We start from the raw sequence: 20,847 nt of genomic DNA, 5'->3' as shown, positions 1-20,847 counted from the left end.
GTGGGGGTCCTGCCCGGGGAGGGATCGCCGCCGGCGGGGGCGTTGTGTGCGGAGGGGCTGCAGGTGCCTCGGGGGGTTGGAGAATGGAGGGATGAAGACTGTGACCCTCATCGGGAAGCCCGGGTGTCATCTGTGTGACGTGGCGCGGGACGTAGTGGTCCGGGTGTGCGAGGAAGTGGGCGCCACCTGGGAGGAGAAGGACATCAACCAGGACCAGGAGCTGTACCGCCTCTACTGGGAGCAGATCCCGGTCGTGCTCGTCGACGGCCGGCAGCACGACTTCTGGCGGGTCGACCCCCAGCGACTCCGGAGCGCGCTCACGTCGTGACGTAGTGCTGCCGAACGCAAATCCGCGCTCGTGCGGTGCGCGCCTCATGCCCGCTCGAACGCCGCTCAATGGGCGCTTGGGGCGGCCTTGTCCAGTGGGAATGTGGTCAGGGTTCGAGCTCGTTTCGATTAGTATCAAGGGCGTTTTGCCGTCCGGGGGCGTATACGTGAGGAGTGTGGCCGGGTGTCCCCGTTGATGCCTGTGGCGCCGGTCACGTTGGCCGGACAAACCGGACACAATCTTTGTGCACGCGTTCACAAAGGCATAGCCTGGGCGCGACGGAGCGGTCCGGGGGAGTGCCTCACATACGACCGCTCACCGCTTCGCGCAACCGGCAGGAGCACCGTGGCAACTGGCCGAAATCACCGTCCGGCGACGAGTCGGAGCCGAGGAATCCCCGAGGCGACCGTCGCCCGCCTTCCGCTGTATCTGCGGGCACTCACCGCGCTGTCCGAGCGCTCGGTGCCCACGGTCTCCTCGGAGGAGCTGGCCTCCGCGGCGGGCGTGAATTCGGCCAAGCTTCGCAAGGACTTCTCCTACCTCGGCTCGTACGGCACCCGCGGGGTCGGCTACGACGTGGAGTACCTCGTCTACCAGATCTCCCGCGAGCTGGGCCTCACCCAGGACTGGCCGGTCGTCATCGTCGGTATCGGTAACCTCGGCGCAGCGCTTGCCAACTACGGCGGTTTCGCCTCGCGCGGCTTCCGGGTGGCGGCGCTGATCGACGCCGACCCGAGCCTGGCCGGGAAGCCCGTCGCGGGCATCCCCGTGCAGCACACCGACGAGCTGGAAAAGATCATCTCGGACAACGGGGTGTCCATCGGCGTGATCGCCACCCCGGCGGGCGCGGCGCAGCAGGTGTGCGACCGGCTCGTCGCCGCCGGGATCACCTCCATCCTCAACTTCGCGCCGACCGTGCTGTCCGTCCCCGAAGGGGTCGACGTACGCAAGGTCGACCTCTCGATAGAGCTGCAGATCCTCGCCTTCCACGAGCAGCGGAAGGCGGGTGAGGGCGAGGCGGACACGGCACCGCCTGTCGCGCCGCCCGCCGTGGCCGTCGCCAAGCGGCCCCCCGAGTCCGGAAGTGACGGGGACCTGCCCGCCGTGATGCCGGCATGAGTCTGCTCGTCGTCGGTCTGAGCCACCGCAGTGCGCCGGTCAGCGTGCTGGAACGTGCCGTGTTGGCCCCGCAGGCGCGGGGGAAGCTGTTGCAGGACACCGTGGGCGCGGAGCCCGCGGCCGAGGCCGCCGTGCTGTCCACCTGCAACCGGATCGAACTGTACGCGGACGTCGACAAGTTCCACGCGGGTGTCGCCGAGCTCTCGACGCTGCTGGCCCAGCACTGCGGGGTGGAGCTGGACGAGCTCACCCCGTATCTGTACGTGCACTACGAGGACCGGGCCGTGCACCACCTGTTCTCGGTGGCATGCGGGCTCGACTCGATGGTCGTGGGCGAGGGGCAGATCCTCGGCCAGATCAAGGACGCGCTGGCCGTCGCGCAGGAGCAGCACACCGCCGGGCGCCTGCTGAACGATCTGTTCCAGCAGGCGCTGCGGGTGGGCAAGCGCGCCCACTCGGAGACCGGCATCGACAAGGCCGGGCAGTCGTTGGTGACCTTCGGTCTCGAACAGCTGGCCGCGGGGCGCGATGTCGAGGAGTGGGTGCGTGGGCGCCGGGCGCTGGTGATCGGCGCCGGGTCCATGTCCTCCCTCGCCGCTGTGACGCTGGCGCGCGCCGGTGTGGGCGAACTGGTGATCGTCAACCGGACGTTGGAGAGGGCGCAGCGGCTCGCGGAGAGCCTGGGTGCCCGTGCGATGCCGATGGGGGCCGTCGCGGAGGAGCTGGCCGCCGCGGACGTCGTCGTCTCCTGCACCGGGGCTGCCGGGCTCGTGCTGAGGGCTGCGGATATCGAGGGCGCCCTGGGCGGTCGGGGGTCCGGTGCGGCTGCGGGCACACCGGGGCTGGCCGTTCTCGATCTCGCCATGCCCCGGGACGTCGAGGCCGCTGTGCACCGGATCGACCAGGTGCGGCTCGTGGATATCGAGTCGCTGGCCGATGCCGAGGCGAACGCGCCGATGGCGCAGGACGTCGAGGCGGTCCGCGGCATCGTGGCGGAGGAGGTCGCCGCGTTCGGGGCTGCGCAGCGGGCGGCGACGATCACGCCGACCGTCGTGGCGCTGCGCACCATGGCCGCCGATGTCGTCGCCACCGAGATGGCGCGGCTGGAAGGGCGGCTGCACGGGATGGACGACAAACAGCGCGCGGAGATCACGCAGACCGTGCGCCGTGTCGTGGACAAGCTGCTGCACGCGCCGACCGTGCGCGTCAAACAACTCGCGGGCGAGCCCGGCGGTGCCGGGTACGCGGACGCGCTGCGTGAACTCTTCGACCTCGACCCGCAGGCGGTCGCCGCTGTCAGCAATCCGGAACAGGAGCGGCAATGAACACCGACGCCACAGCCAAACCCCCACTGAGGCTGGGCACCCGCCGCAGCAAGCTCGCGATGGCGCAGTCCGGGCTGGTCGCCGAGGAAGTGCGCAGGGTGACGGGGCGGCCCGTCGAGCTGGTGGAGATCACCACGTACGGGGACATCAGCAAGGAACAGCTCGCGCAGATCGGCGGCACCGGGGTATTCGTCAACGCGCTGCGGGACGCGCTCTCGCGCGGGGAGATCGACTTCGCGGTGCACTCGCTGAAGGATCTGCCGACCACCCAGCCGGCGGAGTACGTGCTGGCCGCCGTCCCGGCCCGGGCCGATGCCCGGGACGTGCTGGTGGGCCGGGACGGGCTGGGGCTGGAGGCACTGGCCCGCGCCGCGGCGCCCGGCACCGCTCGGATCGGTACGGGCTCGCCCCGCCGGATGGCGCAATTGCACGCTTGGGCGCGTACGCTCGGGTTCGAGATCGAGACTGTCCCGATCCGGGGGAATATCGATACGCGGATTGGGTACGTGCGCTCCGGTGAGCTCGACGGCGTCGTGCTCGCCGCCGCGGGTCTCGAGCGCATCGGCCGCCTCGACGAGGAGGCCGCCGAGTTGATCGAGCCCGACCAGGTTCTTCCCGCCCCCGGACAGGGGGCACTGGCCGTCGAGTGCGTGGCGTCCGACACGCACCTGGCCGCACAGCTCGCGGAGCTGGACGACCCGTGTACACGGGCGGCCGTCACCGCTGAGCGAACCCTGCTCGCCGCCTTGGAGGCCGGCTGCAGCGCACCCGTGGGGGCGTTGGCCGACCTGCTTGTCGAGGGGCAGGTTGTCACCGAAATGCGCCTGCGCGGCGTCGTCGGCACCACCGACGGTCGCACGCTGGTGCAGTTGTCCACCACCGGTCCCGCACCGGCGTCCGACGGCGATCTGGCTGCCTTTGAGCGTATGGGCCAGGAACTCGCCGGAGAGATGCTCGCCAAGGGTGCGGCCGGTCTGATGGGGGAGCGAGCACTTTGAGCCCCACCGCCGCCGACAAGTCGAGCGCAGCACGCGCTGACACGTCGAGCACCGCACAGAAGACGGCAGTCGCGAACAGACAGCACCTGCACGGTGCACACGGACACGTCACCTTCCTGGGTGCCGGGCCCGGAGACCCGGGACTGCTGACGTTGCGCGCCGTCGAGGCGCTGGGGCAGGCCGACGTCCTGGTCGCCGGTCCACGCGTGTACGACGTCGTACGTGCCCATACCCGGCCAGGTGTGGACACACCGCTGCAAGTCATGGCTGACGAAGCGTCAACTGCCTCCGCAGCGGCTGACGATGCAGCCCTCGACCCGGGCGAGTCTGCCATAGCCGCCGCGCGCGCCGGCAAGCGGGTCGTGCGTGCGGTCGCGGGCGATCCCGGGCTGGACTCGGACGCGGCCCGCGAGATGCTCGTGCTGGCCGCCGAGGGGATTCCGTTCGAGGTCGTACCAGGCGTCGCCGCGGCCGTCGGCGTGCCCGCCTACGCGGGGGTCCCGCTGCGCGACGCGCAGGGCACCGACGTGCGGTTCGTGGACGCGAGCACGGCGGACGACCGGTGCTGGACCGAGCTGGGCGTGAGCGATGCGACCGTCGTCGTCTCCACCACCCTGGACCGGGTCACCTCCGCAGCGGGGGAGCTGGTGGCCGCGGGGCGCAAGCCGGACACCCCGCTGACCGTCACGCTCGCCGGGACGACCACCCGGCAGCGCACCTTCACCGCGACGCTCGGCGGGATCACCCAGACCCTCAAGCAGGCCAAGGTGCTGCCCTCGCCGGACGGCGGGCAGCCCGTCATAGCCGTGGTCGGTGAGCGCAGTGCCGCGGCCCAGCGCGACCAGCTGGCCTGGTTCGAGTCCAAGCCGCTGTTCGGCTGGCAGGTTCTTGTACCCCGTACCAAGGAACAGGCGGCCTCCCTCTCCGACCAGCTCCGTTCCTACGGCGCCGTACCCGCCGAGGTGCCGACCATCGCGGTGGAGCCGCCGCGTACCCCGCAGCAGATGGAGCGCGCGGTCAAGGGTCTGGTGACGGGCCGCTACGAGTGGATCGCGTTCACCTCCGTCAACGCCGTCAAGGCGGTCCGCGAGAAGTTCGAGGAGTACGGGCTGGACGCCCGTGCCTTCGCCGGGATCAAGGTCGCGGCCGTCGGCGAGCAGACGGCGAACGCGCTGATCGAGTTCGGCGTCAAGCCCGATCTGGTGCCCAGCGGCGAGCAGTCGGCGGCCGGGCTGCTGGAGGACTGGCCGCCCTACGACCCGGTCTTCGACCCGATCGACCGGGTGTTCCTGCCGCGCGCCGACATCGCCACCGAGACGCTGGTGGCCGGCCTGATCGAGCTGGGCTGGGAGGTCGACGATGTGACCGCCTACCGCACGGTGCGCGCCTCGCCGCCGCCCGCCGAGACTCGGGAGGCCATCAAGGGCGGCGGGTTCGACGCCGTACTGTTCACCTCGTCGTCGACCGTGCGGAACCTGGTCGGTATCGCGGGCAAGCCGCACAACGTCACGGTCATCGCCTGTATCGGCCCGGCCACCGCGAAGACCGCGGAGGAGCACGGGCTGCGGGTGGATGTCATGTCTCCCGAGCCGTCGGTGCACAAGCTCGCCGAGGCCCTCGCCGACTTCGGCGCCCAGCGGCGCGCCGCGGCCGTGGAGGCAGGTGAACAGGTGAAGCGGCCGAGCGAGAAGCGCCCGGCCAGGAGGAGGGCACGCACATCATGAGCACGCAAGGCGGCAGCTCGACCACGTACGGCGGCAGCCCGAGCACGTACGGCAGTTACCCGGCTGCCCGCCCGAGGCGGCTGCGTACCACGGCGGCCATGCGCCGCCTGGTGGCCGAGCACCGCACCCGGCCGGCGGACCTGATCCTGCCCGCCTTCGTACGGGAGGGCGCCAGCGAGCCGGTGCCGGTCGGTTCGATGCCCGGTGTCGTGCAGCACACCCGCGACACCCTGCGGAAGGCCGCCGTGGAGGCGGTCGAGGCGGGCGTCGGCGGGCTGATGCTGTTCGGCGTCCCGGACGAGGCGAAGAAGGACGCGCAGGGCAGCGCGGGCACCGACCCGGACGGCATCCTCCAGGTGGCGCTGCGGGACGTGCGGGCCGAGGTCGGCGACGAGCTGGTGCTGATGTCCGACCTGTGCCTGGACGAGTACACCGACCACGGCCACTGCGGGGTGCTGGCCGCCGACGGGCGCGTGGACAACGACGCGACGCTCGAGCGGTATGCGGAGATGGCCCGCGTCCAGGCCGATGCGGGCGCCCATGTGCTGGGGCCCAGCGGCATGATGGACGGCCAGATCGCGTACGTCCGCGCGGCGCTGGAGGAGGCCGGGCACTCCGACGTGGCGATGTTCGCCTACACCGCCAAGTACTCCTCCGCGTTCTACGGGCCGTTCCGTGAGGCCGTCGGCTCCTCGCTCGAGGGCGACCGCAAGACCTACCAGCAGGACCCGGCCAACGCCCGTGAGGCGCTGCGCGAGCTGTCGCTGGATCTCGCCGAGGGCGCGGACATGGTGATGGTGAAGCCCGGGCTGCCGTATCTGGACATCCTGCGGGACTTCGCCGAGCGGGCGGAGGTCCCCGTCGGCGTCTACCAGATCTCCGGCGAGTACGCGATGGTCGAGGCAGCCGCCGAGAAGGGGTGGATCGACCGCGAGGCGGCCATCCTTGAGACGCTGACGAGCTTCACCCGCGCCGGGGCGAACATGATCCTCACCTACTGGGCGACGGAGGCCGCGGGGCTGCTGCGCACACAGCGCTGAGCCGGCTGCGAAATGCCGTGAAGGGGCGTCATCCGCTGGACGGATGGCGCTCTTCCGCTTTTCTCCGTGCTTACCGGCAATTAACTCACGTCCCCGTTGTGGCCAGGCGGAAGGATCACTTACGCTCATCCCGCCTTGTTCGAACCGGCGCCGGGGGAAGTCTGCCCGGCGCCCATGCAGTTGACGTCATGTCACCGCACTGTGCTGGGCGGCTTACCCCGCGCGACTTCGACGGCGCACCTCTTCCGTCTCGCGAGTCCCCTTTGTCGCAGAGCCATCGCAGAGAAAGAGGAGCACACCATGACGACTCTCGACCGCCCCGACTTCCATGTGGTCAACACCGAGGCCCTGGGACAGATCGACCCGATCGAGCTCTACCCCGGGGTGACGGCGCAGGTGGTCGACTGGACCAGCCCGGCGGACGGTTCGGACCCGCTGCCGCGCGAGGCGTACGTACGGTTCGCCCCAGGCTCCGGCTACACCGAGCCCGACCACCACGGCGACAGCAGCGAGATCGTCGTCGTCCTGGAGGGCGAACTCCAGGACGAGGCAGGCGCCTACCCGGTCGGCAGCCGGGTCCGCGGGGCACAGGGCTCCACTCACACCCCGCGCAGCGAGCAGGGCTGCCTGCTGTACGTGTTCTTCCCGCAGCGCTGAGGCTGTGCCGGGCCCGGGCGCTGCTGCCGCGGGCCCGGCGGGCGGGGGCCGGAGCGAGGGGCGCGAACCCTCCTGAGATGTGTGGCAGTTGTGACGACGCCGCTTCCGGCCCCCGCCGCCGAATCATGATGGCTACACTCGCCACCCTGTGCGGAGAATGAGTGTTCTCTGCGTGCGGAAGCTTTCCTTCCACTCCATCAGAACCGCTTGAGGGAATCGATGCCCGGACCTCCAAGTTCCCCGACGCACACGCTGCGGGAAGCGCCCGTCGCCGCGGGCGCCGCGGGTGCCGCGGGGAATGACGCGGCACTGCGCCGCCGCCTGGTGCGGCTGGCGTACACGCCCGCGCTCGTCGTGGCACTCGCAGCCGCCGGGGTGGTGACGTATCTGTGGTCCGCCTGGGAGCCGGACGACTCCACCGCCGTGCACACCGGCTTCGGCGACGCCGCCTCGCTGAGCGTGCTCGGCGCCGCGCTGGTGGCGATTGCCGCCGCGCTCGCGGTGGGTGTCCGGAGCGCATCGGCCCAGGCGCGTACGACGTTCGAACAGTACGCCGTGCTGCGGCGCGCAGCCGAGCACAGCCGGCACCGAATACAGAACCAGCTCCGCAGGCTGGAGGCGGGCGAGCCTCCGAGCCCGCCCGCGCCCGGGTACGCCGCGGCATCCGTTCCGCAGGGCATCGACGGCCCGCTCGAATCCCTCGCCCAGGAGCTCGCGCTCGCCCAGCGCACCGCCGAGGCGGCGGTGGCCCAGGCGGCGACGCTGAACCGGTCAGCGCGCGACCGGGCCGTGGCCGCGGGCGAGGGCGGCGCGCAGGGGCTCCAGGCCGCCGACCGGGTCGCCGTCTTCGTCAACCTCGCCCGCCGCCTCCAGTCGCTGCTGCACCGCGAGATCAAGGTGCTGGACGAGCTGGAGAACCAGGTCGAGGACCCGGACATCCTCAAGGGTGTCTTCCAGGTCGACCATCTGGCCACCCGCATCCGCCGCTACGCGGAGAACCTGGCGGTGCTGGGCGGCGCCGTCTCCCGGCGCCAGTGGACGAAACCCGTACCGCTCACCGAGATCCTGCGCTCCTCCGCCGCCGAGGTGGAGCACTACCAGCGAATCAAGCTGGTCCCTCCGATCGAGGGCACCGTACGCGGACAGGCGGTGGCCGACGTCATCCATCTGCTCGCCGAACTGGTGGAGAACGCCACCGTCTACTCCGCGCCGCAGACCCAGGTGCTGCTGCGCACCAGCCATGTCACCGCCGGGCTCGCCATCGAGGTCGAGGACCGGGGCCTGGGTATGACGGACGACGAACAGCGGCGGATGAACGCCCTGTTGGCCGACCCCGAGGGTGTCGATGTCGCCGAGCTGCTGACGGACGGCCGGATCGGCCTCTACGTGGTCGGCACGCTGGCCCGGCGGCACGGCGTCGCCGTACAGCTGCGCAGCAACATCTACGGCGGCATCCAGGCCGTCCTCGTACTGCCCCACACGATGCTGGGCAGCCAAGGGGGCGTTCAGGAGGGCGGCCAGGAGCAGGTGGCCGACGCCGCGCCGGGGGCTTCGCCCCTGGCCGCCGCCCCGGATCCCGCCGTCGGTGGGCTCGGCGCCCCCGAGCCCACGATGCGTCTGCAGCGGGGCCGCCATGCCGCGCCCTCGGCCCCGGCCACGCCTCCGGATGCGGAGGCTCGCGGCCGTGCGGCGGTGGACCGGCCCGACGGCCGTCTCCCGGCGTCCGCCGCCGGACCGGCCGGCCACCCCCACCCACCCGCCGAAGCAGAGGCCCCCGCCCCTGAACGCGCGGACCGGCGCCCGGAGATGCCCGGCGGCGGACCGGCCGGGCAGCCGTACCCCGGCGGGCAGCCGCAGCCGGTTGCGCACTCGCAGCCTGCTGGACAGCCGCACCCCGGCGGGCAGCCGCAACTGGGCGCCGAGGGACGGCCTCAGCTGCCTCGGCGACAGAAGCAGCAGCACATCGTTCCGGAGCTGCGGGACGCGCCGGCGGCCCCGACGGCCGGGGCCGCGGGCGCCCCCGAGGAGGAACCCGTCCACAATCCCGGGCTCATGGCCGCCTTTCAGCGCGGGGTCGGCCGCGCCGACGCCGAAGAGCGCGGCGGGACGCCGCCCGTGCCCCCGCCCCCGCACGACGGCGACAGCTCGCCCCACTAGGAGGAAAACGCGAACATGATGAGCGAAGCACCCACGCGGCGGACGGCGGCGGACCTTTCCTGGCTGTTGACCGGACTCGTGGAGCGCGTACCACACGCCCGCAGCGCCCTCCTGCTGTCGGCGGACGGACTGGTCAAGGCCGCGCACGGGCTGGAGCCCGACTCCGCGGACCATATGGCCGCGCTCGCCTCGGGGCTGTACTCGCTGGGGCGCAGTGCGGGGGTGCGGTTCGCCGACGGGGACAGCGTCCGCCAGGTCGTGGTCGAGCTGGACAGTTCGCTGCTGTTCGTCACGACCGCGGGTCAGGGCGCCTGCCTGGCCGTGTTCGCCGGGAGTGAGGCGGACGCGGGAGTGCTGGGGTACGAGATGGCCATGCTCGTCAAGAGCGTCCGTCCGTATCTGGTCACCCCCGCGCGCCGGCCCAGCGGCGAATGACGGCACTCCCAGGTCCCATCGGCCCAGGCTCCGGTGACGATCCGTGGCTCGACGACGACGCGGGCCGGCTGGTCCGCCCGTACACCGTCAGTGAGGGGCGGACCAAGCCCTCGGCTCCGCTGGACCTGCTGACCATGGTGCGGGCCACCGGGGTGCCCCCGGACGGCTATCTGGGTCCGGAGCACGACCATGTGCTCCGGCTGTGCCGCGGTCCGATGTCCGTTGCCGAGATCGCCGCGCACATCCGGCAGCCCGCCACCGTCACCAAGGTGGTGCTGTCCGACCTGGTGGACTGCGGCGCCGTCGCCACCCGTGGGCCCATCCATCTCCAGGACGGCCCCGACCCGAACGACCGAGAACTGCTGGAGGCGGTGCTGGATGGGCTCCGTAGACGACTCTGACCCCTCATCCTCCGATTCCTCTCCGACCGCGTCCGACGGCTTTCCGACCGCGCTGAAGATCATCGTGGCGGGGGGCTTCGGGGTCGGCAAGACGACCTTCGTGGGAGCGGTCAGCGAGATCGAGCCGCTGAGTACCGAGGAGCTGCTGACGCAGGTGAGCGCGGCCACGGACAGTCTGGAGGGGGTCGAGCAGAAGTCCACCACGACGGTGGCGATGGACTTCGGCCGGCTCACCTTCGACAGCGGCTATGTGCTCTACCTCTTCGGCACCCCGGGCCAGGAGCGGTTCTGGTTCATGTGGGACGAGCTGTCCGCCGGGGCGCTGGGCGCTGTGGTGCTCGCCGACACCCGGCGGCTGGAGCACTGCTTCGCCGCCGTCGACTACTTCGAGCGGCGCGGCATCCGCTTCGTGCTGGCCGTCAACGAGTTCGACGGCTCCTACCGCTACACCCCCGACGAGGTACGGGCCGCGATCGACCTCGACGAGGGCATACCCGTGGTGCTGTGCGACGCGCGGAAGTCCGACTCGTCGACCGGGGTTCTCATCTCTCTCATCCAGCACCTGATCGACCCGAGGAGTGCGCATGTCATCCCCACCGCTTGATCTGACGGCCCGGCTGCTCCTGACCCCGCAGGATCCGGAGGGACCGGCGCGGGCGGCCCGGCTCAAGGAGCTGGGGTTCCACGAGGAGCCTGTGGCGCAGTTGGACGCGTACGCCCATGAGCTGGCCCGGATCACGGACGCGCCGGTCGCGGCGGTCAATCTCATCGACGAAGAGCGCCAGTACTTCGCCGGGCTCTACGACGCGAGCGTGGACCCGGCCAAGGGCCCGGTCGACCCGAACGGGGGCTTCGGCCGGGAGATGCCCCGGAACCTCGGATTCTGTGTGCACGTCGTCGCGCGGCGCACCGCGCTGGTGCTGGAGGACGTACGTGACTTCGCGCGGTTCGGGGTCAACGCCGTGGTGGACGAGGTGGGTGTCACCTCCTATCTGGGAGCACCGCTGATCGACCCGGCCACGGGCATGGCGCTGGGCACGGTCTGTGTCGTCGACACGCGGCCACGCCCGTGGGGACAGCAGGGTCTGCGCACCATCAAGAAGATGGCGGCGGAGGTTCAGCAGGAGATCGTGCGCGGTCGGCCCTGACGCTCCGCAGCGGTGCTCAGAGCCGCTCGGGCGTGCGGATGCCCAGCAGGGCCAGGCCCTGCTGGAGGACCTCGGCCGTCAGATCGCACAGGAACAGCCGGTTCTCGGTCTGCTCCTTCGTGTCCGCCTTGAGCACCGGGCAGTTCTCGAAGAACCGGCTGTAGAGCGTGGCCAGTTCGTACAGATACGCCGTGACCTTGTGCGGCTCGTACTCGTCGGCCGCGGCCACCAGCGTGTCCGCGAACGCGTCCAGGTGCAGGGCCAGCGCCCGCTCGGCCGGGGCCAGTTCCAGCTCGGGGTGCGGCACCGGCTCCAGCTCGCCCGCCTTGCGGAAGATCGAGCGGACCCGCGCATAGGCGTACTGCAGATAGACGCTGGTGTCGCCCTGGAGGGAGACCATCCGGTCCAGGTCGAAGACATAGTCCCGGGTCATCGAGTTGGACAGGTCCGCGTATTTGACCGCGCCGATGCCCACCTGCTTCGCGCGCCGCTGGATCTCCTCCTCGGAGATACCCTCATCGGCCTTCTCGCGTACGACGGCCGCCGCGCGCTCGACCGCCTCGTCCAGCAGGTCCACCAGCCGCACCGTCTCGCCCTCACGGGTCTTGAACGGCTTGCCGTCCTTGCCCAGCACGGTGCCGAACGGCAGCTGCCGAGCCGCGCCCTCGGGCAGCCAGCCCGCGCGCTGCGCCGTCTCGAAGACCATCCGGAAGTGCAGCGACTGCCGGGCGTCCACCACATACAGCAGGGTGTCGGCCTTCAGCTCGCCGACGCGGTTGCGGATGGCGGCCAGGTCGGTGGCGGCGTAGCCGAAACCGCCGTTGGACTTCTGCACGATCAGCGGCGTGGGGGTGCCGTCCGGGCCCTTGACGTCCTCGAAGAACACGCACAGCGCGCCCTCGGAGCGGACGGCGACGCCGGACTCCTCCAGGTCCTTGACGACCTGCTGGAGGTCGTCGTTGTAGGCGCTCTCGCCGACGATGTCCGCGTCCCGGATCTCCACGTCCAGCTCGTCGTAGACGCCCTGGAAGTACGTCTTCGACTCGTCGACGATCTTGTGCCAGAGGGCCAGCGTCTCCGGGTCGCCGCTCTGCAGCGCCGGCACCCGGTCCCGGGCCCGGGACTTGAAGTCCTCGTCGGAGTCGAAGAGGGCGCGCGAGGACTTGTAGAGCCGGTTGAGCCGGGCCATCGCGGCCTCGCCCGCGTCCTTGGCGCCCGCCGCGTCCGACTCGTGGTCCAGCTCGTGCGGATGCTCGATCAGATACTGGATGAGCATGCCGAAGTTGGTGCCCCAGTCGCCGATGTGGTGGCGCCGGACGACCGTCTCGCCGCGGTGCTCCAGCAGGTGCACGATCGCGTCGCCGATCACCGTCGAGCGCAGATGCCCGACGTGCATCTCCTTGGCGACGTTCGGCTGCGAGTAGTCGATCACCGTCGTACCCGGGTTGTCCTTGTACGGCACGCCCAGGCGCTCGTCCTGCCGCCGCGCCGCCAGGTTCTCCACGATCGCCTTGTCGGCGACGGTGATGTTGAGGAAGCCGGGGCCCGAGACCTCGATGTTCGCGATCTCGTCGTTGGCCGGCAGCGCCTCGGTGACCTTGGCGGCCAGCTCCCGCGGGTTGCCCTTGAGCTGCTTGGCCAGCGCGAGCATTCCGTTGGCCTGGAAATCCGCCCGGTCGCTGCGTCGCAGCAGCGGGTCGGCGGAGGCGGCCTCCGGCAGCGCAGCCGAGAGGGCGTCCGAGACGCGCTGGTGGACCGTAGCGGCGAGGGAGGGGACCGTAGCCATGGAGTGCTGACCGTTCCGTCGGGGTGGCTGGATGCGGTGCCCAGTATCCCACGTGCATATAGGGGACCGCCGCCGTGTTTCGGAGTGGGACAATGGGCCCGCAGGCTTGAAGAGTCCCCCGAGAAGAACGAGAAGGAAGTGCCGGACGTGGCTCAGACCACCCACGAGGCCGACTGGGTCTCCCGTATCGCCGATGAGGTCATCGCAGAGGCGGAACGTCGCGGTCTGAAAACAGTGGTCTGCGCGTCCGGGCTGAGCCCCTCAGGGCCGATCCACCTGGGCAACCTGCGTGAGGTGATGGTGCCGCACCTGGTCGCCGACGAGATCAAGCGCCGGGGCACCGCGTGCGAACACATCCTGTCCTGGGACGACTACGACAGGTTCCGCAAGGTCCCGGCCGGTGTCGAGGGCGTCGACGAGTCCTGGAACGAGCACATCGGCCGCCCGCTGACCGCCGTGCCCGCGCCGACCGGCAGCCCGTACGCCAGCTGGGCCGAGCACTTCAAGGCCGCCATGGAGGCGTCCCTGCTGGAGCTGGGCGTGCAGTACCGGGGCATCAGCCAGACCGAGCAGTACACCTCGGGCGTCTACCGCGACCAGATCCTCTTCGCGATGCGCGAGCGCGCCCGTATCGACGCCGTGCTCGACCGCTACCGGACGCTGGAGAAGGGCGCGAAGGGCGGCAAGAAGCAGCAGAAGCAGCAGCCCACCGACGAGGCCGAGGTCCAGGCCGCCGAGGGCTCGGGCGCCGCCGCCGAGGACGACGGCTCGGGCGCCGGCGCGGGCTCCGCGTACTACCCGTACAAGCCCTACTGCACCGCCTGCGGGCGTGACCTGACCACCGTCACGGCGTACGACGACGAGACCACCGAGCTGTCCTACACCTGCCAGTGCGGGCACGGCGAGACGGTGGTGCTGCGCGACTTCCACCACGGCAAGCTGGTGTGGAAGGTCGACTGGCCGATGCGCTGGGCGTACGAGGGCGTCGTCTTCGAGCCGTCCGGCGTCGACCACCAGTCGCCCGGCTCGTCGTTCGTCGTCGGCGGGCAGCTGGTGAAGGAGATCTTCGGCGGCGAGCAGCCCATCGGCCCGATGTACGCCTTCGTGGGCATCAGCGGGATGGCGAAGATGTCCTCCTCCAAGGGCGGCGTGCCCACTCCCGCCGACGCACTCCAGATCATGGAGGCGCCGCTGCTGCGCTGGATGTACGCCCGGCGCAAGCCGAACCAGGCGTTCAAGGTCGCCTTCGACCAGGAGATCCAGCGCACCTACGACGAGTGGGACGCGCTCGGCCGCAAGATCGCCGACGGCTCGGCGCAGCCCGCCGACATCGCCGCGCACACCCGTGCCTCGTCCACCGCGCTGGGCCCGCTGCCGATCACGCCGCGCCCGCTGCCGTACCGCACGCTCGCCTCGGTCACCGACATCACCGGCGGCCACGAGGAGCAGACCCTGCGCATCCTCAGCGAGCTGGACCCGGAGCACCCGGTGCACTCCCTGGACGAGGTCCGCCCGCGGCTGGACCGCGCACAGCGCTGGATCAACACCCAGGTCCCGGCCGACCAGCGCACCCGCGTCCGCGAGGACCCCGACACCGAGTTGCTGGCCTCGCTGGACGAGGAGCAGCGCGAGTCGCTGCGGCTGCTGCTCGACGGGCTGGACGAGCACTGGTCGCTGGAGGGGCTGACCTCGCTGGTGTACGGCGTGCCCAAGGTGCGGGCCGGTCTCGCGCCGGACGCCAAGCCCACCGCGGAGCTGAAGGTGGCACAGCGCGGGTTCTTCGCCCTGCTGTACCGCCTGCTGGTCGGCCGCGAGACGGGCCCCCGGCTGCCCACGCTGCTGCTGGCGGTGGGCGCCGACCGCGTCCGCAAGCTGCTGGGCGCCTGAGCGCGGACTGCTTCAGCCCGCGAGGCCCATCTCGGTGTTGTAGCGGTCCTTGAACTCCCGCATATAGCCGCGCAGATACGTCTCGCTCAGCAGGCTGCCGTCCGCCGAGGTCACCCCGAAGCCCTCGTACAGGGTGCGGGAGAGGAGGCGTGCCGTCGGGAACTCGCCGTGAGAGGCGACGTACTGACGGTACGCCGAGAAGTAGAACTCCTCGCGCGGCACTCCGTCGGGGATGCCGATCGGCTCGTCGCCGAGATCCGGCGCCTCCGCGTACTCCGGTCCGGCCACCTCCGGTTCGGCCTCCGGGCCCGCCGGGAAGGGGCCGGGTTCGACGAAGAGCTCCTGCTGCTCGCGGACCGGCGCCGGGTTGGCCAGAGTGCGGTAGCGGCCGGGGGCCACGGGCACGGGGAACTCGGTGGCGGGCTGCGGTGCGGGCTCGGCAGCGGGCGCGGGAGGGGGCTCCGGCGCCTGTACGGCCTCCGGTTCGGGCACGCGTTCCGGCGCCGGGGCGGTCTCCGGTGCCTGCGTGGTCTCCGGCGCCTGCGTGGTCTCTGACGCCTGCGCGTGTTCTGGTGCCTGTGCGGTCTCCGGTGCGGGCGCGGTCACCGGTTCGGGGGCCGGCACCTGCTCGGGGGTCGGCACGTGCTCGTGGGCCGGTTCCGCACCGGGGCCGGGCGGGTTCTCGCGGGGGGCCAGCTCGTGGCCGGACACTTCACGACCGGACACTTCATGGCCCGGAACGGCGGTCGGCTCCGCGAAGGGCATCGGCGCCGGCTCGGGCAGCGTGGTCGCCTGTGGCGCCGTCCGGTGCAGCGGTACTCCGTAGCGGGTGAGCTTGAGGGGCATGAGTGCCTCGACGGGGGCTTTGCGGCGCCAGGAGCGGCCGTACTGGGCGCGCAGTCTGGTTTCGTAGACGAGGCGGTCCTGTTCCATGCGGATGACGTCGTCGTAGTTGCGCAGTTCCCACAGCTTCATGCGTCGCCACAGCCGGAAGGTGGAGGGGAAGGCCAGCAGCCAGCGGGAGAGGCGTACGCCTTCCATGTGTTTGTCGGCGGTGATGTCCGCCACCCGTCCCGCGGCGTGGCGGGCGGCCTCTACGGTGACGACGAAGAGCACCGGGATCACCGCGTGCATGCCCACGCCGAGGGGGTCGGGCCAGGCGGCGGCGCCGTTGAAGGCGATGGTGGCGGCCGTCAGCAGCCAGGCGGTCTGGCGCAGCAGCGGGAAGGGGATGCGGATCCAGGTCAGCAGCAGGTCGAGGGCGAGCAGTACGACGATGCCCGCGTCCACGCCGATGGGGAAGAACGGGGCGAATGCGCCGAAGCCCTTCCGTTCGGCCAGCTCGCGGACCGCCGCGTAGGAGCCCGCGAAGCCGATCGCCGCGATCACCAGCGCGCCGGCGACCACAACGGCGATGAGTATGCGGTGTATTCGGGTCAGTTGTACGCCCTGCACAGGAGTTGTCCCCCACCCTCGGAAACTGGCGGGCCCAGCCTGGCACAAATGTGCGGCACTTTTTGCCGTGCGGGCATGCGCGGAGCCCGGCCCTCGGGCGAGGGCCGGGCTCCGGTGCGTACGGCGCCGCTGGTGGCAGCGGGTGGCGGCGGTTACTTGATCTGAGTGACCGCTTCCTTGGCCGCCTTCTCGGCCTTCTTCTTCATCTCGTCGGCGCTGGGCTTCTTGGCGCTCTCGAAGCCGGCACCCTCGTAGTCGACGGTGATCACGACGTTGGCGGTACGGGCGATCAGGCGCTCGGCGCGGTATTCCTCCGCTTTGCCCTTGGTGTCCGTCTTCTTGGTCTCGTACCCGAGGGAGCTCGCCTGGTCGCCGATGCCGGAGACCTCGGACTCCTTGATGTTCCTGTTGTCCTTGTTGCTGGTCTTCTCGTCGGCCTGGAGCTTGACGTAGTCCGCGGCGCGCTTGTCGCCGGAGCCGATCGCCGGGTCGGAGTCGAAGCGCTTCAGGGAGAGCGTGAGCTGCCGGTAGTCGTACTTGTCCAGACCGCTCCACAGGCAGCTGTTGGAGTCGTTGGTGTCACCGGAGCCGACGCGCTTGCCCGAGGCGTTCTTCGTGCCGGCAACCAGGTCCTTCACGGTCTTCTTGCCGAGACTCTTGCACGAGTCGGGCAGCTCCTTGAACTTCGCGGGCGCCACGGTGGGGGACTTGCTCGCGGAGGCCGAGGGGGAGTCGGACTCCTTGTCCTGGTCCGAGTCCGAGGAGCAGCCGGCGACCAGCAGGACGGGGAGCGCCACTGCCGCACAGGCGAGCGTGTTCCTGACGGTCTTGCTCCGTCGAGGGGCGTTGCGCGGGGCGTTTCGGTGCATGGTTCCTTCGCTTCCGGGGTCTTCACCAGTTGTGCCGAGCCGGGAGTGGCCGCGGTGCTGACGGAACGGTACGCGGCGCCTGGGGTGGTGTGGGCGTTTCGTGGCACCTTCCACAGCGTGGGACTGCCCACAGGTGGGACTTGCCACAGTGCGGGACCGCTCCTCGGGTCAGGTCCTCGGGTCAGGTCCTGGGTCAGTCCTCCTCGAAGCGCCCGGCGAGCTGCCCGGCGAGCTCGCGCGCCTTCTCCTGGAGTTCATCGCTGTCCGGGATGCGGTGTTTGTCGGTCACCCACTGGTCGTACTCGACGGTGGCGATCACGTTGGCCGTACGGAAGACCAGGGTGATGTCCCGGTGCAGGCCGGAGTCCGCGGTGTGCAGTTCGTCGTCGATGTAGGCGGCGTCACCGACGTCGTCCAGGGAGCGGGGGGCCAGATCCTCGTCCGGGGTGGGGGAGGGGCTGTCCTCGGTGTCGTCTTCCGAACCATCGGAGCCGTCCCGATCACCCGAACTGCCCTTTTTGTCGGTGGGGGAGGTATCTCCGTCGGGTGTCTTCCCCGTCGACTTGCCGGAGGCGGAGCCGGATCCGCCGGGGGCGGGGGCGATGCCCGCCTTGCGGGCCTTCTTGTTGTACAGCCGCTCGGCCTGCTCGTCGTCGCTGACGGCCGGGTCGTAGGAGACCACCCGCTCGAAGTCGACGGACAGATGGCGGGTGCTGAGCGTGGTGGCGCTCTTCCAGCGGCACCCCACGCGCCGGTCGGTGTCGTAGGTGACGCTCGACTCGCCCTCGTACGGGCCGGCGCCGGCACTGGGCGCCGCGGTGTCGTCGTCCTCGGCCGCGGCGGCGCCGGGGAGCATCTCGCGGAGCTGGCCGACGCCGACCGTGCCGCACGGTTCGGGGAGGCTGTCGTACTTGCCGGGCGCCGGGGCCGAGGCGGAGGCGGAGGCGCTGCCCGGTTTGCCGTCCTCGTCGTCGCCGGTGCCCGCGGAGCCGGTGCAGGCGGCGAGGGCTCCGGTGAGTGCTCCGGTCAGCGCGAGGGCCAGCGTGGCGTTGGTCGCGTACGAGGCGAGTGCCCCGCGCTTCGCATACCTCTTTGCCCTCCGCGGCACGGCTGGCCTCCTCGTTCGGGGTCGTCGTCCGGGTCGTCCGGGTCGTCCGGTCGGAATACGCCCGGGAAGCGTTCCGCCGACGGGGCGACGGCACATGTCTATCGCACCCGCCGCCGGAACGTCCGGTTACCCGGCCTCTATGGTGCACAAAGTCAGGCTTTTCCCTTTCGCCTCTTATTCGGCTCTCCCCTGTCCCGGCCCGCCCGTGTCATGTACCGGATCTACAACGACCGTTGCTGTTCTCGTCCAGGGGGGCGCCACGGGTCGGAGGTGGCCCTAGGCTTACCGCGTTCTGCTGGTCACTCGCTGTGGCGATCACGCCTGTGGGGCGGTCAACGTGCCTGAAGCAGGGTGTAGTTGAGCGAAGGAATCGAGCTCCGAGGAGTGTCTTTCGGCCGGATTACTTTGCTGCAAGCCGGGTAGCGGCCCCCCGAATCCATGTCGGAAATGCTGCGTGAGTGAGTGGGCCGCACGTCCACCGGAGGAAGGGCAATAGACAAACGTGAAACCTGAGACAGAGGAGGCACCAGCCTCCAGCGGGGGACTGACCCGGGGTCCGCAGACCGACCGGCTCGTGTTCGGCGTCACGGCGCTCCTCACGCTCGCCTTCGTCATATGGGGCGCGGTCGCGACGGACTCCCTGGCGGACGTCTCGTCCGAGATGCTGAGCTGGACGATGCACAACGGAGGCTGGGCCTTCGTGCTCGCCGCCAGCGGCTTCGTGATCTTCTCGCTGTGGCTGGCCTTCAGCCGTTACGGCAAGATCACCCTCGGCAAGGAGGGGGAGGAGCCGGAGTTCAAGACGGTCTCCTGGATCGCGATGATGTTCAGCGCGGGCATGGGCATCGGGCTGATGTTCTACGGAGTGAGCGAGCCGCTGAGCCACTTCGGCGCCCCGCCGCCCGGAACCAACCCGGGCAACGATGCGGCCCGCATGGAGACCTCGCTGGCCACCACGCTCTTCCACTGGACGCTGCACCCGTGGGCGATCTACGCGGTCGTGGGACTGGCCATCGCCTACAGCTGCTTCCGCCGGGGGCGGCGACAGACGATCAGCGCGGTCTTCACCCCGCTCATCGGTGAGAAGGCGGCCAACGGCGGCATCGGCAAGGTCATCGACATCCTGGCGATCTTCGCGACGCTGTTCGGCTCCGCCGCCTCGCTGGGCCTGGGCGCGCTCCAGATCGGCAGCGGTATGGAGCAGGCCGGCTGGGCGAACAAGGTCGGCACCGGTGTGCTGGTCAGCATCATCGCCGTGCTGACGGTGGCCTTCGTGTTCTCGGCCGTCTCCGGGGTGGAGAAGGGCGTCCAGTGGCTGTCCAACATCAACATGGTGCTGGCCGGGCTCCTGGTGCTGTTCCTGTTCGTGGCCGGCCCGACGATCCTGATGCTCAACATGGTGCCGACCTCGGTCGGCAGCTTCCTGGGGGACCTGCCCCAGATGATCGGCCGCACCGACTCCAGCAGCGGCAAGGGCGTCGCGGAGTGGCTCTCGGGCTGGACGGTCTTCTACTGGGCGTGGTGGATCTCCTGGACGCCGTTCGTCGGCATGTTCATCGCCCGCATCAGCCGGGGCCGCACCATCCGTCAGTTCGTCGGCGGTGTGATCCTGGTCCCCAGCGTCGTGAGCCTCATCTGGTTCTCGATCTTCGGCGGTACCTCCATGAAGCTGGCGTCCGACGGCGCGAAGCTGGGCGACACCGCGGAGGCCCAGCTGTTCAACGTGCTCGACCACTACCCGATCGCCAGCGTCACCGGCCTCATCGTGATGATCCTGGTCGGCATCTTCTTCGTCTCCGGAGCTGACGCCGCCTCGATCGTGATGGGCACGCTCTCGCAGAAGGGCACGCTGGAGCCCAGCCGGGGCGTCGTCGTCGTCTGGGGTGTCCTCACGGGTGGCGTCGGCGCGGTCATGCTGATGATCGGCGGTGGTGGTGACGAAGCCCTGGAGGGGCTGAAGAACCTCACCATCCTGGTGGCGGTGCCGTTCACGGTCGTGATGATCGGGCTGTGCATCGCGCTCACCCGAGACCTGCGCCGGGACCCGCTGATCATCCGCACCGAGCGGGGCGAGGAGGCCGTGGGCAGCGCGGTCGTCGCGGCCCACGAGCAGTACGGCGGCGAGTTCGAGTTCCAGATCGGCCCGGTCGATCCCGACGCGCCGAAGCTGGAGGCCGAGGTGCTGGACGCGGAGGTCGCCCAGGCCTGCGCCGACGCCGTGGTGGCGGCGGACGACTCCGGCGGCTCGGACGGCGGAGAGTTGGGCAGCAGCAGGCCCTGACCCTCGGGTCCGCCCGGACCATGTACGACGGGCGTCCCGCCACCGCACAGCAGGTGGCGGGACGCCCGTCGTATGTCGTGGGGCCGTCGTACGGTGTGGGGCCGTCGTACGTTGTGCGGAAATCCGCCG

At 70.6% G+C, this 20,847-nt stretch carries 18 protein-coding genes; 14 read left to right on the top strand and 4 right to left on the bottom strand.

Translation table 11 applies throughout. The features are described 5' to 3' along the window. Positions 1-91: 91 nt before the first annotated feature. The 12 genes from ACTWQF_RS05495 to ACTWQF_RS05440 all read left to right on the top strand — a co-directional run bounded on the left by ACTWQF_RS05495 (position 92) and on the right by ACTWQF_RS05440 (position 11,332). Entirely contained in the window at positions 92-328 is a 237-nt protein-coding gene (locus ACTWQF_RS05495; protein ID WP_443277488.1) for a glutaredoxin family protein, read from the top strand. Between the two features lie 345 nt (positions 329-673). Next, positions 674-1,447: a redox-sensing transcriptional repressor Rex gene (locus ACTWQF_RS05490; RefSeq protein WP_443277486.1), complete on the top strand. Its 774-nt coding sequence runs from the start codon at positions 674-676 to the stop codon at positions 1,445-1,447. Beyond that, positions 1,444-2,772 (top strand): glutamyl-tRNA reductase, encoded by a 1,329-nt coding sequence (locus ACTWQF_RS05485; RefSeq protein WP_443277485.1) that lies wholly within the window; start codon positions 1,444-1,446, stop codon positions 2,770-2,772. Before ACTWQF_RS05490 ends, ACTWQF_RS05485 begins: the two co-directional genes overlap by 4 nt. Then, positions 2,769-3,770, top strand: coding sequence for a hydroxymethylbilane synthase (hemC, locus tag ACTWQF_RS05480; protein ID WP_443277483.1), 1,002 nt, complete (start codon positions 2,769-2,771; stop codon positions 3,768-3,770). Before ACTWQF_RS05485 ends, hemC begins: the two co-directional genes overlap by 4 nt. Before the next feature lie 86 nt (positions 3,771-3,856). Then, positions 3,857-5,494 (top strand): uroporphyrinogen-III synthase, encoded by a 1,638-nt coding sequence (locus ACTWQF_RS05475; RefSeq protein ID WP_443277593.1) that lies wholly within the window; start codon positions 3,857-3,859, stop codon positions 5,492-5,494. After that, positions 5,491-6,534 carry a porphobilinogen synthase gene (hemB, locus tag ACTWQF_RS05470; protein ID WP_443277481.1) on the top strand — a complete coding sequence of 348 codons (1,044 nt, stop codon included), beginning with the start codon at positions 5,491-5,493 and terminating at the stop codon, positions 6,532-6,534. Before ACTWQF_RS05475 ends, hemB begins: the two co-directional genes overlap by 4 nt. Before the next feature lie 300 nt (positions 6,535-6,834). After that, on the top strand, positions 6,835-7,191 hold the full coding sequence (locus tag ACTWQF_RS05465) for a cupin domain-containing protein (protein WP_443277479.1): 357 nt from the start codon (positions 6,835-6,837) through the stop codon (positions 7,189-7,191). A gap of 219 nt (positions 7,192-7,410) precedes the next feature. After that, positions 7,411-9,348: an ATP-binding protein gene (locus tag ACTWQF_RS05460; protein ID WP_443277477.1), complete on the top strand. Its 1,938-nt coding sequence runs from the start codon at positions 7,411-7,413 to the stop codon at positions 9,346-9,348. 15 nt (positions 9,349-9,363) lie between these two features. Then, entirely contained in the window at positions 9,364-9,783 is a 420-nt protein-coding gene (locus tag ACTWQF_RS05455) for a roadblock/LC7 domain-containing protein (protein WP_443277475.1), read from the top strand. Beyond that, positions 9,780-10,184, top strand: a complete 405-nt coding sequence (locus ACTWQF_RS05450) for a DUF742 domain-containing protein (protein WP_443277474.1) — start codon at positions 9,780-9,782, stop codon at positions 10,182-10,184. Before ACTWQF_RS05455 ends, ACTWQF_RS05450 begins: the two co-directional genes overlap by 4 nt. Continuing rightward, entirely contained in the window at positions 10,162-10,788 is a 627-nt protein-coding gene (locus tag ACTWQF_RS05445; protein ID WP_443277472.1) for a GTP-binding protein, read from the top strand. The genes ACTWQF_RS05450 and ACTWQF_RS05445 overlap by 23 nt, the downstream gene beginning before the upstream one ends. Beyond that, positions 10,769-11,332: a GAF domain-containing protein gene (locus ACTWQF_RS05440; RefSeq protein WP_443277470.1), complete on the top strand. Its 564-nt coding sequence runs from the start codon at positions 10,769-10,771 to the stop codon at positions 11,330-11,332. Before ACTWQF_RS05445 ends, ACTWQF_RS05440 begins: the two co-directional genes overlap by 20 nt. A 16-nt stretch (positions 11,333-11,348) precedes the next feature. On the opposite strand, the gene argS is transcribed toward ACTWQF_RS05440, so the two are convergent. Next, positions 11,349-13,118, bottom strand: coding sequence for an arginine--tRNA ligase (gene argS, locus ACTWQF_RS05435; protein WP_443277468.1), 1,770 nt, complete (start codon positions 13,116-13,118; stop codon positions 11,349-11,351). A 147-nt stretch (positions 13,119-13,265) separates the two neighbouring features. On the opposite strand from argS, the gene lysS reads away from it, so the two are divergent. Then, positions 13,266-15,005: a lysine--tRNA ligase gene (gene lysS, locus ACTWQF_RS05430; RefSeq protein WP_443277467.1), complete on the top strand. Its 1,740-nt coding sequence runs from the start codon at positions 13,266-13,268 to the stop codon at positions 15,003-15,005. Positions 15,006-15,017: 12 nt separating this feature from the next. On the opposite strand, the gene ACTWQF_RS05425 is transcribed toward lysS, so the two are convergent. The 3 genes from ACTWQF_RS05425 to ACTWQF_RS05415 all read right to left on the bottom strand — a co-directional run bounded on the left by ACTWQF_RS05425 (position 15,018) and on the right by ACTWQF_RS05415 (position 18,437). Then, positions 15,018-16,460 carry a DUF2637 domain-containing protein gene (locus ACTWQF_RS05425; protein WP_443277466.1) on the bottom strand — a complete coding sequence of 481 codons (1,443 nt, stop codon included), beginning with the start codon at positions 16,458-16,460 and terminating at the stop codon, positions 15,018-15,020. A 152-nt stretch (positions 16,461-16,612) separates the two neighbouring features. After that, entirely contained in the window at positions 16,613-17,329 is a 717-nt protein-coding gene (locus ACTWQF_RS05420) for a DUF3558 domain-containing protein (protein WP_443277464.1), read from the bottom strand. A 193-nt stretch (positions 17,330-17,522) separates the two neighbouring features. Further along, positions 17,523-18,437 carry a hypothetical protein gene (locus ACTWQF_RS05415; protein ID WP_443277462.1) on the bottom strand — a complete coding sequence of 305 codons (915 nt, stop codon included), beginning with the start codon at positions 18,435-18,437 and terminating at the stop codon, positions 17,523-17,525. Between the two features lie 502 nt (positions 18,438-18,939). On the opposite strand from ACTWQF_RS05415, the gene ACTWQF_RS05410 reads away from it, so the two are divergent. Further along, positions 18,940-20,718 (top strand): BCCT family transporter, encoded by a 1,779-nt coding sequence (locus ACTWQF_RS05410; RefSeq protein ID WP_443277460.1) that lies wholly within the window; start codon positions 18,940-18,942, stop codon positions 20,716-20,718. The last annotated feature ends 129 nt before the right edge of the window (positions 20,719-20,847 follow it).

It is taken from the genome of Streptomyces sp. 8N114 (assembly GCF_052245835.1).
Lineage (GTDB): Bacteria > Actinomycetota > Actinomycetes > Streptomycetales > Streptomycetaceae > Streptomyces.
This window is presented reverse-complemented; position numbering and strand designations above follow the sequence as displayed.

Bases quoted from the DNA above. Each gene is read 5' to 3' on its own strand.
- hemC (WP_443277483.1), top strand. From the start codon at position 2,769: ATGAACACCGACGCCACAGCCAAACCCCCACTGAGGCTGGGCACCCGC.
- ACTWQF_RS05460 (WP_443277477.1), top strand. From the start codon at position 7,411: ATGCCCGGACCTCCAAGTTCCCCGACGCACACGCTGCGGGAAGCGCCC.
- ACTWQF_RS05465 (WP_443277479.1), top strand. From the start codon at position 6,835: ATGACGACTCTCGACCGCCCCGACTTCCATGTGGTCAACACCGAGGCC.
- ACTWQF_RS05445 (WP_443277472.1), top strand. From the start codon at position 10,162: ATGGGCTCCGTAGACGACTCTGACCCCTCATCCTCCGATTCCTCTCCG.
- ACTWQF_RS05495 (WP_443277488.1), top strand. From the start codon at position 92: ATGAAGACTGTGACCCTCATCGGGAAGCCCGGGTGTCATCTGTGTGAC.
- ACTWQF_RS05485 (WP_443277485.1), top strand. From the start codon at position 1,444: ATGAGTCTGCTCGTCGTCGGTCTGAGCCACCGCAGTGCGCCGGTCAGC.
- ACTWQF_RS05455 (WP_443277475.1), top strand. From the start codon at position 9,364: ATGATGAGCGAAGCACCCACGCGGCGGACGGCGGCGGACCTTTCCTGG.
- hemB (WP_443277481.1), top strand. From the start codon at position 5,491: ATGAGCACGCAAGGCGGCAGCTCGACCACGTACGGCGGCAGCCCGAGC.
- ACTWQF_RS05450 (WP_443277474.1), top strand. From the start codon at position 9,780: ATGACGGCACTCCCAGGTCCCATCGGCCCAGGCTCCGGTGACGATCCG.
- ACTWQF_RS05440 (WP_443277470.1), top strand. From the start codon at position 10,769: ATGTCATCCCCACCGCTTGATCTGACGGCCCGGCTGCTCCTGACCCCG.
- argS (WP_443277468.1), bottom strand. From the start codon at position 13,118: ATGGCTACGGTCCCCTCCCTCGCCGCTACGGTCCACCAGCGCGTCTCG.
- ACTWQF_RS05420 (WP_443277464.1), bottom strand. From the start codon at position 17,329: ATGCACCGAAACGCCCCGCGCAACGCCCCTCGACGGAGCAAGACCGTC.